The sequence below is a fragment of the Shimwellia blattae DSM 4481 = NBRC 105725 genome (genome assembly GCF_000262305.1).
GTDB lineage: Bacteria > Pseudomonadota > Gammaproteobacteria > Enterobacterales > Enterobacteriaceae > Shimwellia > Shimwellia blattae.
In genome coordinates this window covers 3,128,503-3,146,016 of sequence record NC_017910.1, presented here as the reverse complement: position 1 = coordinate 3,146,016, position 17,514 = coordinate 3,128,503, and the positions used below count along the sequence as shown (strand labels likewise).

Sequence of the window (17,514 nt, the reverse complement as noted above, 5' to 3'; positions counted from 1 at the left end):
AGGGTTATCCCCGTTTGCACGGGGAACGTGGTCAGGAACAAGATTCCCTAAGGTTTATCCCCACAGCATGGGGTGAGCAAAATTCTAACACTGATATGAAAATATCAAAAAAGATTCCCTACTTATTTTTTGATTGATGTTTAAAAATCTATCAGTTAGGGTGTGACTCACATAAATAATGTGGTTTTTCGTTATCATCAGTTTCGGATGAAGCCGTTCATATTCGGCGGGCTCTTCGTTGCCCGCCTGTCAGGAGTAAGGCGAATGGATTTGATTACTGAAAAGTGGTTACCGGTCGTCCTGGAAAATGGTGAAAGAGCCCGAATTTCACTGTCTGAACTACTGGATAACCGCATTCTGGATGTGGCTTACCCGCGTGCGGATTTTCAGGGGGCGGCCTGGCAAATGCTGGTGGGCCTGCTGCAGTGTACTGTGGCGCCAGAAGACGAAGGCGCCTGGGAAGAGACCTGGTTTGACGGTATCGACCCGGATAAATGGCAACAGGCACTGGCCGCGATTGCCCCGGCGCTGCAGTTTGGCCCGGAAAAGCCCGCCTTTTTGCAGAGTTTTGACCCGCTGGACAGCGAACCAGGCACGATTGCCGGGTTACTTATCGACGCCCCGGGCGGCAACACCTTAAAGCTCAATAAAGATCATTTCGTTAAACGCGACAGCACAACGCAAATCTGCCCCCATTGTGCGGTTATGGCGCTGTTTTCGGTTCAGACAAACTCCCCGGCTGGCGGGGCTGGTTACCGGGTGGGAATGCGCGGCGGTGGCCCGCTGACCACCCTGGCCGTACCGGACGATGAAAACACCTTTCCGCTGTGGAAAAAGCTCTGGCTCAATGTGCTGGAGCAGGAGACGCCCCCGGATCCTGCACAGTTCCCGCTGATCTTCCCGTGGCTGGCACCCACCAGAATCAGCGATAAAGCCGGCAATATGGTCACACCGGAAAACGCGCACCCCCTGCAGGCTTACTGGGGGATGCCGCGGCGTATTGAACTGGATTTTGCCACCACCCGGCCCGGTTGCTGCGATCTGTGCGGTGAGGAGCACCCGGCACTGCTGCTGCAGATGCGGACTAAAAATTACGGTGTTCAGTATGAAAGCTGGCTGCACCCCTTTTCCCCGTATCGCCAGGCGCTGAAAGATCCCTCCGCCCCCTGGCTGGCGCTAAAAGGCCAGCCCGGTGGACTGAGCTATAAGGACTGGCTGGGCCTGCTGCTTAAGGGGGAGGATAAATTTAACCGTATTCAGCCCGCCAGGGCTGTGCGCGCCGCGCAGCAAAAAGGCGTTGTCAGCCTCAGTTTGTGGTGTTTTGCTTTTGATTTTGATAACGCCAAGGTGCGCTGCTGGTATCAGCACCGCCTGCCGGTACTGAATATTGCGGATGCGGGTTCATTTCGCACTGAAATTCAGCTGATCGTGGCCCTGGCATCCGGATCGCTGTCGATCCTCAAAAGCGCGCTGAAAAACGCTAAATTTGAAAACCCGAAAGAGGCAAAGTTCGATACCAGTATGGTGGATACCGCCTTCTGGCAGGAGACGGAGCCCGCCTTTCGCCAGCTGGCGGCAGCCCTGGCAGAAAACCCCCGCCCGCATAACGCTCAAACCTGCCAGGCACTGAAAGCGTGGGAGCGTGCATTACACCATTATCTGCTGCAGTTTTTTGATAACGACGTCCTCACGGATCCGGACAGCCCGGATGACATTCTGCTGCGCCAGCTTGCGGCCCGGCGCGGGCTGGACCACGAATACTGCAAACAAAAAGTCCGCAAAGAGGTGTCCATACTCTGGGAAGAGCAAAAGGAGAAGCAGCATGCTGAACAGTGATACAGCCGCCCCGCGCCGGATCAAAGATACCCGTGCGCAGCAGGCGTTGCTGAACTGGTTTGATCTGTTAGCGCAACGCTACGGTCGTGAGGAAGAACAACGGATTAACGGGCGCGCCTGGCGGGCGGAGCTGCGGCGGGTAGAGCCCCCTTACGGGGCGCTGACCTGTGAAGGATATGATGCGCTACGCCGCCAGCTTGGCGCGCATATGCCACTGTCACCGCTGCATCAGATGGCGCTGGCGCTCTTTGCCGGTGTGGCTGCCCATATTAAAACCCACAACGGGAAGCTCAGTTTTGGCGCACAACTGGGGGAGAAGCTGAATGGTAACGATCCCTGTGTGAGCGTGTTGCGCTTTGAACGCCTGCAAAAAGCAGCCGATCCGGAAAGTTTTAGCCAGTTGTTGATCCGCGCCGTGAAGATCCGCGGCCATGAGGGGGTAAACGTACTCTCTCTGGCAGACAGCATCTTGTTGTGGATGGAAGAGTGGCAGCGCCGTTCAGAGCACCAGCCAGAAACCACCAACCCCTTTGAGCGCAACCGCATTCGCTGGGCCAGTGAATACCTCACCACCTCACGTGCCCGGTAATCATTTTTAGAAGGAATTAATAATGACCACGTTTATCCAGTTACACCTGCTGACGGCTTACGCCCCCTCTAACCTGAACCGTGATGATTCCGGGCGCCCGAAAACCGCATATATGGGCGGTGCCGAACGCCTGCGGGTGTCATCCCAGAGCCTGAAACGCGCCTGGCGCACGTCGGCACTTTTTGAAGAGGCGATGGCCGGGCATATTGGTAAGCGCACCCGCCGCCTGGCGGTGGAGTATGTCTACCAGCCGATGACAGACGCCGGTGTGGCGGAAAAAATCGCCAGAAGCGCAGCGGAAAAAATTGCCGCGCAGTTTGGTAAAGTCAAAAGTGATAAAGGCGCGAAGACAACAAAAAATCTTGAAATTGAACAGATTGCCCACGTCAGCCCCCATGAAATCAGCCTGATTGATGCGCTGGTGAAGTGCCTGATTGCTGAGAACCGTGAGCCTGTTGATGACGAGCTAAAACTGCTGCGCAAAGAGCTGCAGGGTGTCGATATGGCGCTATTTGGCCGCATGCTGGCATCGTCTCCGGCGTTTAACGTGGAAGCCGCCTGCCAGGTCTCTCACGCCCTGGGAGTCAGCGCCGTGACCATTGAAGATGATTTCTTCACTGCCGTAGATGATCTGAACCGCAAAGAAGATAGCGGCTCTGGTCATATGGGGGAGCAGGGTTTTGCATCGGCACTGTTCTACACCTATATCTGCATCAGCCGCGATTTACTGATTGAAAACCTGGGCGGTGACGAGGCGCTGGCCCGGCGGGCACTGGCTGCATTAACGGAAACGGCATTAACCGTATCGCCCACCGGGAAACAAAACAGTTTTGCCTCCCGGGCTTATGCCTCCTACGCGCTGGCGGAAATTGGCACCAGGCAGCCCCGCTCGCTGGCGGCAGCGTTTTTCCAGCCGGTGCGCAGTGAAAATCAGATTGAGTCGGCCATTGCGCTGCTCCAGCAGCAGCGGGCGAATTTTGACCGGGCCTACGGGCAGTGTGCAGAACACACTGCGGAGCTTAATGTGCCCGGAGCAGTCGGATCGCTGGATGCGCTGCTGGCATTCGTCAGCCAGTAAGGATATGCGATGAAAGACTATCTGGTTTTTCAGTTATATGCGCCGCTTGCCTCGTGGGGGGAAGAGGCCGTGGGGGAGGTGCGCCACTCGGCATCCGTTCCTACCCGTTCGGCCTTGCTGGGGCTGCTGGCAGCAGCGCTGGGGATCCGCCGGGAAGATGAAGCGCAACTGAATAATTTTAATCAGCACTACCATCTGGCGGTGCATGCGCCCTCTTCCCGGGAGCGCTGGCTGCGCGATTACCATACCGTCAGTGCCCCCCGGGAAAATAAAAAATACCGTTACTACACGCGCCGTGATGAGCTGTGCCTGGCACCGGATGAGGTCAGCACCCTGATATCCCTGCGCGAATATCGCTGTGATGGTTACTGGCATGTGGCCGTGTCGGCAACGCCCGGGGCGCCTTATGCGCTGGAGACATTACGTGAGGCGTTGCTGGAGCCCGTTTTCCCGCTGTATCTGGGGCGTAAATCCTGCCCGCTGGCATTGCCACTGGCGCCGCGCGTGCTGAATGGCTCTCTGAAAGAGGTGCTGATCCAGGCCGCAGAGGAGATAACCCCCTCAGCGCTGGCGGGCTTTGTGACGCAAACCGGGATGTGCTACTGGGACGATCCGCAAGAAACGAGCCTGGCCTGGCAGCAGAGCCAGCAGAGTAATAACCAGCCAGTAAGCCGCCAGCGCTGGCAGTTCAGTCGTTACACCCGGTTCAGCGGGCCGCTCCAGGGGAGGGAATAATGTATTTGTCTCGGATTCGGTTGCGGCTTGAACAGCTGCAACCCGTGATGCTGCAGAAATGGGATGCGGCGGCCCCTTATGCCAGCCACCAGTGGTTATGGCAGCTTTTCCCGGATCAGGATCGGCGCCAGTTTCTGTTCCGCCAGGAGGATAACGGGCAGTTTTTTATGTTGTCTGCCATGCCGCCACTGACCGGGCATGCGTTGCTGGCGGTGGAAACCCGGCCCTTCCGGCCACAACTGGCGCAGGGGGCCGTGCTGGATTTTCAGCTCAGGGCTAACCCGGTAGTCACCCGCCAGGGGAAACGCAGCGATGTGATGATGGATGCCAAATACCAGGCGAAAGCCCGGGGTGTGCCCCGCGAACAATGGTGGGGGCTCCAGCAGCAGGCCGCGCAATCGTGGCTGGAAAGGCAAGGGGAGCAGCACGGATTTCGTCTGTTACCGGCACAGCCGGCAAGCCTGGCCCTGTGGGCCGGGGACGACGATACAGACGTGGTGGATAGTGATTGCGTTAAAGGGTATCAGCAGCACAGCTTTACACGTAAGCAGCAGGAAGCGCCGGTCACCTACAGCAGTGTGGATTTTGCCGGTACTTTACAGGTCACGAACGTGGCGCTGTTCGGGTCCGCCCTGTTTAACGGTATCGGCAAAAGTAAGGCGCTGGGGTGCGGCATGCTGATGGTGAAAAGAGGGCGCTGATGAGCTGGCTTCCCCTGAACCCGATCCCGCTAAAGGATCGGGTCTCGATGATCTTTTTGCAGTACGGTCAGATAGATGTGATCGACGGTGCGTTTGTGTTGATCGATAAAACCGGCGTGCGCACGCATATACCGGTGGGATCGGTGGCCTGCATTATGCTGGAGCCTGGCACCCGGGTATCTCATGCGGCGGTGCGCCTGGCAGCGACGGTTGGCACATTGCTGGTCTGGGTGGGGGAGGCGGGTGTCCGGGTATATTCCTCCGGCCAGCCGGGTGGCGCGCGGTCGGATAAGTTACTCTACCAGGCGAAGCTGGCGCTGGATGACGAGCTGCGCCTTAAAGTGGTGCGCAAAATGTTTGAACTGCGCTTTGGGGAACCGGCACCGGCCCGGCGCTCGGTCGATCAGCTGCGCGGCATCGAGGGTAGCAGGGTGCGGGCCACTTACGCGCTACTGGCAAAGCAGTATGGTGTTAAGTGGAACGGGCGTCGTTATGATCCCAAAGACTGGGAGAAGGGCGATGTGGTTAACCAGTGTATCAGCGCGGCAACGGCGTGCCTTTATGGTGTTACGGAGGCGGCCGTACTGGCGGCAGGTTATGCCCCGGCCATCGGTTTTGTTCACACCGGTAAGCCATTGTCCTTTGTTTATGATATCGCTGACATTATTAAGTTCGATACGGTGGTGCCGAAGGCGTTTGAGATCGCAAAACATCACCCTGCCGAGCCCGACCGGGAGGTGCGGCTCGCCTGTCGCGATATTTTTCGCAGTGCTAAAACCCTGGCGCGGCTGATTCCTCTGATCGAGGAGATTCTGGCTGCCGGGGAGATCCAGCCACCACCGCCGCCGGAAGATGCCCAGCCGGTGGCTATCCCATTACCGGTTTCCCTGGGGGATGCCGGGCACCGGAGTCACTAACGATGAGTATGCTGGTTGTGGTTACGGAAAATGTTCCGCCGCGTTTGCGCGGGCGGCTTGCTGTCTGGTTACTGGAGGTCCGGGCGGGTGTCTATGTGGGGGATGTGTCGGCACGTATCCGGGCAATGATATGGGAGCAGATCTCGGTACTGGCGGAGGGCGGAAGTGTGGTGATGGCCTGGGCGACAAATACCGAATCCGGGTTTGAGTTTCAGACTTACGGTGAGAACCGCCGTATTCCGGTAGATCTTGATGGTCTGCGACTGGTCTCTTTTCTGCCTGTTATAAATCAGTAAGTTAACGTTCTTTAATAATCTGGAGAATTTGGTAGAATCAGAAACGTTAAAAAAATGCAGTAAATTCAGTTGTCTATATTTAGAGTGTTCCCCGCGCCAGCGGGGATAAACCGTAAATTACGGATTTCTTTACATACAGAGATACGTGTTCCCCGCGCCAGCGGGGATAAACCGATGCTCTTTGATTTCCGGCATCTGGATCGCAAGTGTTCCCCGCGCCAGCGGGGATAAACCATTTCCACATCACGACTAAATTTTTCTCTTTCCGTGTTCCCCGCGCCAGCGGGGATAAACCGGAATTGGTTTCCTGATACAGGATTCTCCATTTGTGTTCCCCGCGCCAGCGGGGATAAACCGTTTTCTATGGTTGCTTTCATCTCATTGATTTTGTGTTCCCCGCGCCAGCGGGGATAAACCGTTCACGCACCAATTTAATTTCAGCCTCAGAACGTGTTCCCCGCGCCAGCGGGGATAAACCGCAACTGTGATATTATGTTTTCATTCCTAGCTTGTGTTCCCCGCGCCAGCGGGGATAAACCGGGGCTTTCGCCCCAATTGTTATTCTTCTTCTAGTGTTCCCCGCGCCAGCGGGGATAAACCGGTGATCACCATGGTCGGCGATGCGGTGCCGTCGTGTTCCCCGCGCCAGCGGGGATAAACCGCCTGTTTCAGTATGGTTTTATCACCATCATTTGTGTTCCCCGCGCCAGCGGGGATAAACCGAAATTTGCTAAGACTGTAAAACTGGTTAGCAAGTGTTCCCCGCGCCAGCGGGGATAAACCGAAAACACAATTGCAGTGACCAGTGCTGCTAATGTGTTCCCCGCGCCAGCGGGGATAAACCGGTCCTTAACCGATTTAACGCGGCTGGGCAGGCGTGTTCCCCGCGCCAGCGGGGATAAACCGCGCTTCCAGATTGTTTTTCATATCAGGGAATTGTGTTCCCCGCGCCAGCGGGGATAAACCGCGCGTGGAGTCCAAGCATGACAACTGATATCACGTGTTCCCCGCGCCAGCGGGGATAAACCGCAACGGCGGAGAACCACGCATAAATCCGGTGCGTGTTCCCCGCGCCAGCGGGGATAAACCGATAGACAAGGCGATGATAAATATGATCGCCAGGTGTTCCCCGCGCCAGCGGGGATAAACCGTGATTGGGATATATCCTAATTCAGCAATTCTTGTGTTCCCCGCGCCAGCGGGGATAAACCGATCGTTTAACTTCTCTTGCGGTGTCGTTTCCAGTGTTCCCCGCGCCAGCGGGGATAAACCGAGAATGAATCTCTGTTTATTGAGCGAGCAACCGTGTTCCCCGCGCCAGCGGGGATAAACCGTGGCAACGTTAATAGAACCTAATTTATCCAGGGTGTTCCCCGCGTCAGCGGGGATAAACCCTATGATATTAAGAAATTGGCCCTGGAATGTGCGTGTTCCCCGCGCCAGCGGGGATAAACCGCGTGGTTATTAAATTCACCGGCTGTGTTTGTTGTGTTCCCCGCGCCAGCGGGGATAAACCGGAAACAAAATGGCTTATCAAACAGGTAAAAAAGTGTTCCCCGCGCCAGCGGGGATAAACCGATTATTGATATCGTTAACGCGGGCACGCTGTTGTGTTCCCCGCGCCAGCGGGGATAAACCGGTCACCATCAGCAGTAGAAAACATAATGGTGTGTGTTCCCCGCGCCAGCGGGGATAAACCGGTTCAGCAGTGCGAAGAATTTACGGTGAAATGGTGTTCCCCGCGCCAGCGGGGATAAACCGGTGGCGGCTTCTTTTGCCGTGATCGGTTCTTCGTGTTCCCCGCGCCAGCGGGGATAAACCCGATCACCCAAACCCATGGGTTAGCCTGCCAGCGTGTTCCCCGCGCCAGCGGGGATAAACCGTTAAACGAATATGTCCCCTCGTCATTCACCAGGTGTTCCCCGCGCCAGCGGGGATAAACCGTGCAACAACAGCACTAATAACCGCTACAGGATGTGTTCCCCGCGCCAGCGGGGATAAACCGAAATAAAAAACATGAAGAGATTCTCTGCATATGTGTTCCCCGCGCCAGCGGGGATAAACCGGTTTACCGCTATTCGTTTGATGTTGACTGGATGTGTTCCCCGCGCCAGCGGGGATAAACCGCAGATGGTCCCGCCTATCGTTGTGGCCGTGGCGTGTTCCCCGCGCCAGCGGGGATAAACCGCTGAATGGCACAGTCGCGCCAGTAAACTGTTTGTGTTCCCCGCGCCAGCGGGGATAAACCGCAGCGCTTACAGGTTCATTCCCCGCGAGCATTGTGTTCCCCGCGCCAGCGGGGATAAACCGTGGCATATGGACACGGATGATCAGGTTTATATATGTTCCCCACCCCCGTGGGGATAACCCCATGTGCCTGGCCCTCCTGCAGCTGTTGCTGTCAGAAATATCCCCGTTAAATGTAATTGTATTGTTAAGTAAATGCCGAATTGATCACAATAATTAAACAATTTGCCCGTTTTATACGCATTATCCAAAAATGTAGATATTTTTAATTTATGGCTACGAAATGAACATCGCCTTGTCTCCCTGATTATCAACAGAGGATAGATCCTGATGAACGCACTGACTGCCGTAAAACCCGCTGTCCAGAGAACCACCGGATTTACCATTGCCCCGAGCGTGCAATCGCCCCGTCTGCTGGAGCTGACCTTTAGCGCTGAAACTGCCCGGCAGTTTCTGGAGCAGGTGGCACAGTGGCCAGTGCAGGCGCTGGAGTACAAATCTTTCCTGCGTTTCAAAGTGGCCCGCGTGCTCGACGATCTGTGCGCGGGGCAGCTTCAGCCGCTGCTGATTCACACCCTGCTAAACCGCGATGAAGGGGCGCTGCTGATTGGTGCTGAGGGCATTGATAACGTGAGCCAGGCAGACGACATGGTCAAACTGGCAACGGCCGTGGCTCATCTGATAGGCCGCTCTAACTACGATGCGATGAGCGGCCAGTATTATGCCCGCTTCGTGGTAAAAAATGTCGATAACTCAGACAGCTACCTGCGCCAGCCCCACCGGGTCATGGAGCTGCATAACGATGGCACCTACGTCGAAGAAGTGACCGATTATGTACTGATGATGAAAATCGACGAGCAGAACATGCAGGGCGGTAACTCCCTGCTGCTGCACCTTGATGACTGGGAGCACCTGGAGCAGTTCTTCCGCCACCCGCTGGCCCGCCGCAACATGCGCTGGGCGGCACCGCCAAGCAAAAACGTGGCGAAGGATGTCTTCCACCCGGTGTTTGATGTCGACCACCAGGGCCGCCCGGTAATGCGCTATATCGACCAGTTTGTCCAGCCGAAAGACATTGAAGAGGGCACCTGGCTTAGCGATCTCTCAGACGCGCTGGAAACCAGCAAAAAGATCCTCTCGCTACCGGTGCCGGTGGGTAAGTTCCTGCTGATCAACAACCTGTTCTGGCTCCACGGTCGCGATCGCTTCACCCCGCACCCGGATCTGCGCCGTGAACTGATGCGCCAGCGTGGCTACATCAGCTATGCCACCCAGCATTATCAGACCCACCAGTAAGCGCTAACCGGCGAAGGAAAGTAGCGGATGTATGATTTTGTGATTATCGGCGGGGGCATCATTGGCATGTCCACCGCCATGCAACTGATAGAGGTCTATCCGGATGCCCGGATAGCCCTGCTGGAAAAAGAGCCCGGCCCTGCCTGCCACCAGACCGGGCACAACAGCGGCGTCATCCATGCGGGGGTGTACTACACCCCGGGCAGCCTCAAGGCGCAGTTCTGCCTTGCCGGCAACCGGGCCACCAAAGCCTTCTGTGACCAGAACAATATCCACTACGACACCTGTGGCAAGCTGCTGGTGGCCACCTCGGAACTGGAGATGACCCGCATGAAAGCCCTGTGGGAGCGCACCGAGGCCAACGGCCTGGAGCGTTACTGGCTGAGTGCTCAGGAGCTCAGAGAGCGCGAGCCCAATATCACCGGTCTGGGCGGCATACTGGTTCCTTCCAGCGGCATTGTCAGCTACCGGGAAGTGACCGCCGCCATGGCGAAAATCTTCCAGGCCAGAGGTGGCGAAATCTATTACAACGCCGAAGTCAGCGCCCTGCACGAGCACGCCAGCGGCGTGGTGGTCACCACCCGCCAGGGTCACTCTTATGAAGGGGCAACGCTTATCAGCTGCTCCGGGCTGATGGCGGATCGACTGGTGAAAATGATCGGGGTCGATCCTGGCTTTATTATCTGCCCGTTCCGGGGCGAATATTTCCGCCTCGCCCCTCAGCACAACCAGATAGTCAACCACCTGATCTACCCGATCCCGGATCCGGCTATGCCGTTCCTCGGGGTGCATCTGACACGCATGATCGACGGCAGCGTCACCGTGGGGCCGAATGCGGTGCTGGCCTTTAAACGGGAAGGCTACCGTAAGCGTGATTTCTCACTCGCCGATACCCTGGAAATCTTCGGATCGGCGGGGATCCGCCGGGTGCTGCAAAACAATCTGCGCGCCGGGCTGGGGGAGATGAAAAACTCCCTGTGCCGCAGCGGCTATCTGCGCCTGGTGCAGAAATACTGCCCGAGCCTGACACTAAACGATCTGCAACCCTGGCCTGCCGGGGTGCGTGCCCAGGCGGTGTCGCCACAGGGCAAACTGATCGACGATTTCCTTTTTGTGACCACGCCGCGCTCGATCCACACCTGTAATGCGCCATCGCCTGCGGCCACCTCCGCAATACCGATTGGCGCGCATATTGTCAGCAAGGTTCAGGCCTTGCTGGCCAGCCAGACCAACCCGGGGCGCACACTGCGCGCCGCCCGGCCTGCGGCGTCACTGCACGCTGCATCCACCACCTGATAACGGGAAACGATAATGCAACTCAAAGACCAGACATTATTCCGCCAGCAGGCGTTTATTGACGGGCAATGGCGCGATGCCCTGAGCGGGGAAGTGATCCCGGTAACCAACCCGGCCAGCGGCGCACAGCTTGGCACCGTGCCCAAAATGGGGGCCGAAGAGACCAACACCGCCATTGCGGCCGCCAACCAGGCGCTGCCCGCCTGGCGCGGGCTGACGGCAAAAGCGCGCGCCACTATCCTGCGCCGCTGGTTTGATCTGATGATGGAGCACCAGGACGATCTGGCCCGCCTGATGACCCTGGAGCAGGGGAAACCCCTGGCAGAAGCGAAAGGGGAAATCAGCTACGCGGCGTCATTTATTGAGTGGTTCGCCGAAGAGGGCAAACGCATCTACGGGGACACCATCCCGGGCCACCAGGAAGACAAACGCCTGATTGTCATCAAACAGCCGATTGGGGTCACGGCCGCGATCACGCCCTGGAACTTCCCGGCGGCGATGATCACCCGCAAAGCCGGGCCCGCCCTGGCCGCAGGCTGCACCATGGTGCTCAAGCCCGCCAGCCAGACACCGTTCTCCGCCCTGGCGCTGGCCGAGCTTGGCAGACGCGCCGGGATCCCCCAGGGGGTATTTAACGTGGTCACCGGCTCTGCCGGCGCCGTGGGTAACGCCCTGACCAGCAACCCGCTGGTGCGCAAGCTCTCCTTTACCGGCTCAACGGAAATCGGCCGCCAGCTGATGGCCCAGTGCGCACAGGACATTAAAAAAGTCTCGCTTGAACTGGGGGGCAACGCGCCGTTTATCGTGTTTGACGATGCGGATCTGGATAAAGCCGTGGAAGGGGCGCTGGCCTCTAAATTCCGCAACGCCGGGCAGACCTGTGTCTGTGCCAACCGCCTGTACGTGCAGGACGGGGTATACGACCAGTTTGCGGAAAAACTCCAGCAGGCGGTCAACAAACTGAAAATCGGCGATGGCCTGCAAGAGGGCATCACCACCGGCCCGCTGATTGATGACAAAGCCATTGCCAAAGTGCAGGAGCACATCGAAGACGCAGTCAGCAAAGGCGCACGGATTATCACCGGCGGCAAGCCCCACGCCCTGGGGGGCAACTTCTTTGAGCCCACCATCCTGGTGAACGTTCCGGCGGATGCCAAAGTCGCCAGGGAAGAGACCTTCGGCCCGCTGGCGCCGCTGTTCCGCTTTAAAGATGAAGCGGACGTCATCGCCCAGTCCAACGATACGGAATTTGGCCTGGCGGCCTATTTCTACGCCCGGGATCTGAGCCGGGTCTTCCGGGTTGGTGAGGCGCTGGAATACGGCATTGTCGGCATCAATACCGGGATCATTTCTAACGAAGTGGCCCCGTTTGGCGGCATTAAAGCCTCCGGCCTTGGCCGGGAAGGCTCGAAGTACGGCATCGAAGATTACCTGGAAATTAAATATATGTGCATCGGGCTGTGATCGCCGGCAGATGCTGACTATTGAGGGCGCACGCGCCGGTTTGATTCTGGAGAATGACCAATGAGCACCAACAAAGAGCTAATGCAGCGCCGTACTAACGCGGTTCCCCGTGGCGTCGGGCAGATTCACCCGATTTTCGCCGATCGGGCACAAAACTGCCGGGTATGGGACGTAGAAGGGCGGGAATTCCTCGACTTCGCCGGGGGGATCGCCGTACTGAACACCGGCCACCTGCACCCGAAGATCACCGCCGCCGTAGAAGCACAGCTGAAGAAGCTCTCCCACACCTGCTTCCAGGTGCTGGCCTATGAGCCGTACCTTGAGCTGTGCGAAGCCATGAACCAGAAAGTCCCGGGGGATTTTGCCAAAAAGACCCTGCTGGTGACCACCGGCTCAGAAGCGGTAGAAAACGCGGTCAAAATTGCCCGCGCCGCCACCCGCCGCAGCGCCACCATTGCGTTTAGCGGGGCCTACCACGGGCGTACCCACTACACCCTGTCGCTGACCGGTAAAGTGAACCCGTACTCTGCCGGTATGGGGCTGATGCCGGGCCACGTATACCGCGCACTCTATCCCTGCCCGCTGCACGGCATCAGTGATGATGATGCCATCGCCAGTATTGAGCGCATCTTTAAAAACGACGCGGCGCCGGAAGATGTGGCGGCAATTATCATTGAACCGGTACAGGGGGAGGGGGGCTTTTATGCGGCGTCCCCGGCCTTTATGCAGCGCCTGCGCGCCCTGTGCGACACCCACGGCATTATGCTGATTGCCGATGAAGTCCAGAGCGGGGCGGGCCGTACCGGCACTCTGTTTGCCATGGAGCAAATGGGCGTGGCCGCGGATCTGACCACCTTCGCCAAATCCATTGCCGGGGGCTTCCCGCTGGCCGGGGTTACCGGCCGTGCTGAAGTGATGGACGCCGTCGTCCCTGGCGGGCTGGGCGGCACCTATGCGGGCAGCCCCATCTCCTGTGCGGCTGCGCTGGCGGTGCTGGAAACCTTTGAGCAGGAAAATCTGCTGCAAAAAGCGAAAGATCTGGGCAAAACCCTGCGCAACGGGCTGCTGGCGATTGCCGAGCGCCACCGCGAAATCGGTGATGTGCGCGGCCTGGGGGCGATGGTGGCCATTGAGCTGTTTGAAGATGGCGATACTTCCAAACCTAACGCGAAGCTGACGGCGGATATTGTTGCCCGCGCCAGAGATAAAGGGCTGATTCTGCTCTCCTGCGGCCCTTACTACAACGTGCTGCGTATCCTGGTGCCGCTGACCATTGAAGCGGACCAGATCCGCCAGGGGCTGGACATTATTGCCCAGTGTTTTGATGAGGCAAAACAAGGTTAAGCCGTATGTCAGTACCGCAGTTCATTGCTAAAGGACCCATAGCGATGCAGTAAACACAATAATAAGACGCGTACCCCGGCGCGGGAAAGCCGGGGTGCTCTCCCAAGTGATCAATAAAAGCACCACTTTCGAGAGGAAACAGGATGGGGCAGTTGTCGCAATCACAGGCACTCGGTGGCGGGCTGAAATCACGCCACGTCACCATGTTATCTATCGCAGGCGTTATCGGCGCCAGTCTTTTTGTCGGTTCAAGCGTCGCCATTGCTGAGGCCGGGCCCGCAGTGTTGTTGTCGTATTTATTCGCCGGGCTACTGGTGGTGATGATCATGCGTATGCTCGGGGAGATGGCGGTCGCCATCCCGGACTCCGGATCATTTTCCACCTACGCGGATAAAGCCATCGGCCCCTGGGCGGGCTACACCATCGGCTGGCTGTACTGGTGGTTCTGGGTACTGGTTATCCCGCTGGAGGCCAATATCGCGGCCATTATCCTGCACTCCTGGGTGCCGGTGGTGCCCGTGTGGTTATTCTCGCTGGTTATCACCATCGCGCTGACCGGCAGTAACCTGCTGAGTGTAAAAAACTACGGGGAATTTGAGTTCTGGCTGGCCCTGTGCAAGGTGATTGCGATAGTGGCGTTTATCGCCCTGGGGGCGATGGCGATAACCGGGGTTTACCCCCTGGCAGAGGTGAGCGGCGTGTCGCGCCTGTGGGACCAGGGCGGCTTTATGCCCAACGGGTTCGGGGCCGTACTGAGTGCGATGCTTATCACCATGTTTTCATTTATGGGGGCGGAAATTGTCACCATTGCGGCGGCGGAGTCCGACACCCCGGATAAACACATCGTGCGCGCCACAAACTCGGTTATCTGGCGGATTTCCATTTTTTACCTGTGCTCCATTTTTGTGGTGGTGGCGCTGATCCCGTGGAATACCCCCGGGCTGAAAGTCACCGGCTCTTACCGCTCCGTGCTGGAGCTGCTGCATATCCCCCACGCGAAGCTGATTATGGACTGCGTGATCCTGCTGTCGGTCACCAGTTGCCTGAACTCGGCCCTGTATACCGCTTCGCGTATGCTGTACTCCCTGAGCCGCCGTGGCGATGCCCCGGCCATTATGGGCAAAGTGAACCGCAGCAAAACCCCCTATGTGGCGGTGCTGCTCTCTACCGGGGCGGCGTTTATGACGGTGATTGTCAATTATTACGCCCCGGCTAAAGTGTTTAAATTTCTGATTGATAGCTCGGGGGCGATCGCGCTGCTGGTATACCTGGTGATTGCCGTCTCCCAGTTGCGCATGCGCAAGATCCTGCTGGCCCAGGGGAAACCCCTCACCCTGCGGATGTGGCTGTTCCCCTGGCTCACCTGGCTGGTGATTGCGTTTATTGTCATGGTGCTGGTGGTGATGCTGTTCCGCCCGGCCCAGCAACTGGAGGTTATCTCAACCGGTCTGCTGACCATTGGTATCATCGCGACGGTGCCTGTCATGGCGCGCTGGAAGAAGCTGGCGCAGTGGCAAAAACCGGTGCTGCAAAACTCACGTTAAGGTTGTGCCCGGCGGGAGCCGGGCCGTTTGCGTTGGCTGCATTAAGGAGTAGAGGCCATGACCGACACCACCCAACCTGCCGCAACAGACGGCTATCGCTGGCTGAAAAACGACATTATCCGCGGCGTCTACCAGCCGGATGAAAAGCTGCGTATGAGCCTGCTCACCGCCCGCTATGCGCTGGGCATTGGCCCACTGCGCGAGGCGCTTTCACAACTGGTGGCAGAGCGGCTGGTCACGGTGATTAACCAGAAAGGGTATCGGGTGGCGCCCATGTCGGGCCAGGAGCTGCTGGATATTTTTGACGCCCGCGCCAATATGGAGGCCATGCTGGTGCAGCTGGCTATTGAGCGCGGTAACGACGAATGGGAAGCGGAGATCCTGGCCCGCGCGCATCTGCTCAGTAAGCTGGAATCCCAGGAAGACAGCGAGCAACTGCTGGACGAGTGGGATAACCGCCACCAGGCGTTCCATACGGCGATTGTCTCCGGGTGTGGCTCTTTTTATCTGTTGCAGATGCGCCAGCGCCTGTTTGATCTGGCCTCCCGCTACCGGTTTATCTGGCTGCGGGAGACTGTCCACTCGGTGGAGATGCTGGAAGACAAACACGAGCAGCACCAGGCGCTGCTGGTGGCGATCCTCGGGCGGGATGCGGCGCGCGCCAGCGCCCTGATGCGCCAGCACCTGCTGACCCCGATCCCGATTATTCAGCAGGCCATGGCCGGGAAAGTGTAATTCCCTGTTTAATGTATCAGTGCGGCTTACCGGATTCCCGGCTTTCCATTCCCCGGGTGTGAAGCTAGACTTCCCGGTCTGGGATAAGAATATATCGGGTTCAGTAAGTTGAGAGCATTTTCAGTGGCGCGGCGGGTGATGATAACCCTGCTGCCTTTTTGCGTGTCCGGGTGCGGGTTATCGCCCTCGATACCGGTACTGGGCGCGGCATTTCCCGGCTGGTTTTTTTGCTTACTGGCCGGGGCGTTATTACTGATCCCCTGTCATCTGCTGGTTGTCCGTTATGGCTGGCAGTCCCGCCTGTCACCCCTGGTGATAAGCTATCTGGCACTGATGTTTATTTTTGCAGTGCTGTTCTGGTTTTTACTTTTTACCCGTTAAATAACTTATGACCCCTTCTCGTGTGGCAGGAAAGAAATGGCCGCTGCTGGCGCTGGTAATTGCCGCCATTGTGGCGCTGATACTGGTTATCTGGCAGTTACAAACCTCCCCGCAAACCAGCGATGCCAGTGTGTATGCGGATACCATTGACGTGGTGCCGGAAGTCAGTGGCCGCATTGTGGAGCTGCCGGTGCAGGATAACCAGCGGGTAAAAAAAGGCGCGCTGCTGATGCGCATTGACCCGCGCCCTTACCAGGCCATGCTGGATGACGCCCAGTCCCGGCTGGATGCGCTGGACGCACAAATTATGCTTACGGGGCGCACCATCAGCGCCCAGCAATACAATGCCCGCTCCGTGGCGGCGGCAGTGGCCCGGGCCGAGGCGCTGGTAAAACAGACCACATCGACCCGGCAGCGGCTGGAGCCCCTGGTGCCCCAGGGCTTTGCCGCCCAGGAGGAGCTGGATCAGGCCCGTACGGCTGAAAAAGCTGCCCGGGCGGAGCTGGCGGCAACCCAGCTCCAGGCAAGCCAGGCCGCAGCAGCGGTAACCGGCACCGATGCCATGGTCGCCCAGCGTGCCGGGGCCCTGGCACAGGTGGCGCTGGCGAAGCTGCACCTTGAATACACCGAAGTCCGGGCACCTTTTAACGGTATTGTCGTCGGGCTTAAAACCACCACCGGCCAGTACGCCTCGGCATTAAAACCGGTGTTCACCCTGGTGGACGACGATAACTGGTATGTGGTGGCTAACTTCCGGGAAACGGATCTGGACAATATTCGCCCCGGCGTGCCCGCCCGTCTCACGGTCATGACCGACCATTCGCGCAGCTTTGACGGGGTGGTCCGCTCGGTGGGGGCCGGGGTGCTGGGCGGTGACGGAGCCAGCCTGCCCGGCGGGATGCCGTTTATCCAGAAAAGCATCAACTGGGTCCATGTTTCCCAGCGTTTCCCGGTGAAAATCGCCGTCAGCAAGCCGGATCCTGAGCTGTTCCGGGTGGGGGCATCTGCCAGTGCGGTGCTGCTGCCGGAATCCGGGGCGAAGAAAGGACAATAAC

General features: G+C 58.1%; 15 protein-coding genes and 1 CRISPR repeat array. All 15 genes read left to right on the top strand.

Going from position 1 to position 17,514, the window contains the following annotated elements; genetic code table 11:
- Nucleotides 1–264: 264 nt before the first annotated feature.
- The 15 genes from casA (at nt 265) to mdtN (ending at nt 17,513) form a co-directional block, all read left to right on the top strand.
- Nucleotides 265–1,836 (top strand): type I-E CRISPR-associated protein Cse1/CasA, encoded by a 1,572-nt coding sequence (gene casA, locus EBL_RS14830; protein ID WP_002442771.1) that lies wholly within the window; start codon nt 265–267, stop codon nt 1,834–1,836.
- On the top strand, nt 1,823–2,425 hold the full coding sequence (gene casB, locus EBL_RS14825; protein WP_002442773.1) for a type I-E CRISPR-associated protein Cse2/CasB: 603 nt from the start codon (nt 1,823–1,825) through the stop codon (nt 2,423–2,425). Before casA ends, casB begins: the two co-directional genes overlap by 14 nt.
- A gap of 22 nt (nt 2,426–2,447) precedes the next feature.
- Nucleotides 2,448–3,503 carry a type I-E CRISPR-associated protein Cas7/Cse4/CasC gene (gene cas7e / locus EBL_RS14820; protein ID WP_002442774.1) on the top strand — a complete coding sequence of 352 codons (1,056 nt, stop codon included), beginning with the start codon at nt 2,448–2,450 and terminating at the stop codon, nt 3,501–3,503.
- 9 nt (nt 3,504–3,512) lie between these two features.
- Entirely contained in the window at nt 3,513–4,238 is a 726-nt protein-coding gene (gene cas5e / locus EBL_RS14815; RefSeq protein WP_002442777.1) for a type I-E CRISPR-associated protein Cas5/CasD, read from the top strand.
- Nucleotides 4,238–4,939, top strand: coding sequence for a type I-E CRISPR-associated protein Cas6/Cse3/CasE (gene cas6e / locus EBL_RS14810; RefSeq protein WP_002442780.1), 702 nt, complete (start codon nt 4,238–4,240; stop codon nt 4,937–4,939). The genes cas5e and cas6e overlap by 1 nt, the downstream gene beginning before the upstream one ends.
- Complete coding sequence (cas1e, locus tag EBL_RS14805) at nt 4,939–5,856, top strand: type I-E CRISPR-associated endonuclease Cas1e (RefSeq protein WP_002442783.1); 918 nt, start codon at nt 4,939–4,941, stop codon at nt 5,854–5,856. Before cas6e ends, cas1e begins: the two co-directional genes overlap by 1 nt.
- A gap of 2 nt (nt 5,857–5,858) precedes the next feature.
- Nucleotides 5,859–6,152, top strand: coding sequence for a type I-E CRISPR-associated endoribonuclease Cas2e (gene cas2e / locus EBL_RS14800; RefSeq protein WP_002442785.1), 294 nt, complete (start codon nt 5,859–5,861; stop codon nt 6,150–6,152).
- A gap of 84 nt (nt 6,153–6,236) precedes the next feature.
- Nucleotides 6,237–8,462: a CRISPR direct-repeat array (repeat unit 29 nt; unit sequence GTGTTCCCCGCGCCAGCGGGGATAAACCG).
- A gap of 267 nt (nt 8,463–8,729) precedes the next feature.
- Nucleotides 8,730–9,695: a glutarate dioxygenase GlaH gene (glaH, locus tag EBL_RS14795; protein ID WP_002442787.1), complete on the top strand. Its 966-nt coding sequence runs from the start codon at nt 8,730–8,732 to the stop codon at nt 9,693–9,695.
- A 27-nt stretch (nt 9,696–9,722) separates the two neighbouring features.
- Entirely contained in the window at nt 9,723–10,991 is a 1,269-nt protein-coding gene (gene lhgO / locus EBL_RS14790; RefSeq protein WP_002442789.1) for an L-2-hydroxyglutarate oxidase, read from the top strand.
- A 15-nt stretch (nt 10,992–11,006) separates the two neighbouring features.
- Complete coding sequence (gene gabD / locus EBL_RS14785) at nt 11,007–12,455, top strand: NADP-dependent succinate-semialdehyde dehydrogenase (protein ID WP_002442791.1); 1,449 nt, start codon at nt 11,007–11,009, stop codon at nt 12,453–12,455.
- A gap of 60 nt (nt 12,456–12,515) precedes the next feature.
- The gene (gene gabT, locus EBL_RS14780) at nt 12,516–13,799 is read left to right on the top strand and encodes a 4-aminobutyrate--2-oxoglutarate transaminase (RefSeq protein WP_002442793.1); all 1,284 of its coding nucleotides are present in this window, start codon (nt 12,516–12,518) and stop codon (nt 13,797–13,799) included.
- Between the two features lie 143 nt (nt 13,800–13,942).
- Nucleotides 13,943–15,343 (top strand): GABA permease, encoded by a 1,401-nt coding sequence (gabP, locus tag EBL_RS14775; protein WP_002442794.1) that lies wholly within the window; start codon nt 13,943–13,945, stop codon nt 15,341–15,343.
- Nucleotides 15,344–15,400: 57 nt separating this feature from the next.
- On the top strand, nt 15,401–16,078 hold the full coding sequence (gene csiR, locus EBL_RS14770; protein WP_002442796.1) for a DNA-binding transcriptional regulator CsiR: 678 nt from the start codon (nt 15,401–15,403) through the stop codon (nt 16,076–16,078).
- Between the two features lie 138 nt (nt 16,079–16,216).
- Nucleotides 16,217–16,459, top strand: a complete 243-nt coding sequence (locus EBL_RS14765) for a YtcA family lipoprotein (protein WP_126298302.1) — start codon at nt 16,217–16,219, stop codon at nt 16,457–16,459.
- Nucleotides 16,460–16,466: 7 nt separating this feature from the next.
- Entirely contained in the window at nt 16,467–17,513 is a 1,047-nt protein-coding gene (mdtN, locus tag EBL_RS14760) for a multidrug transporter subunit MdtN (protein WP_002442801.1), read from the top strand.
- Nucleotide 17,514: the final 1 nt, after the last annotated feature.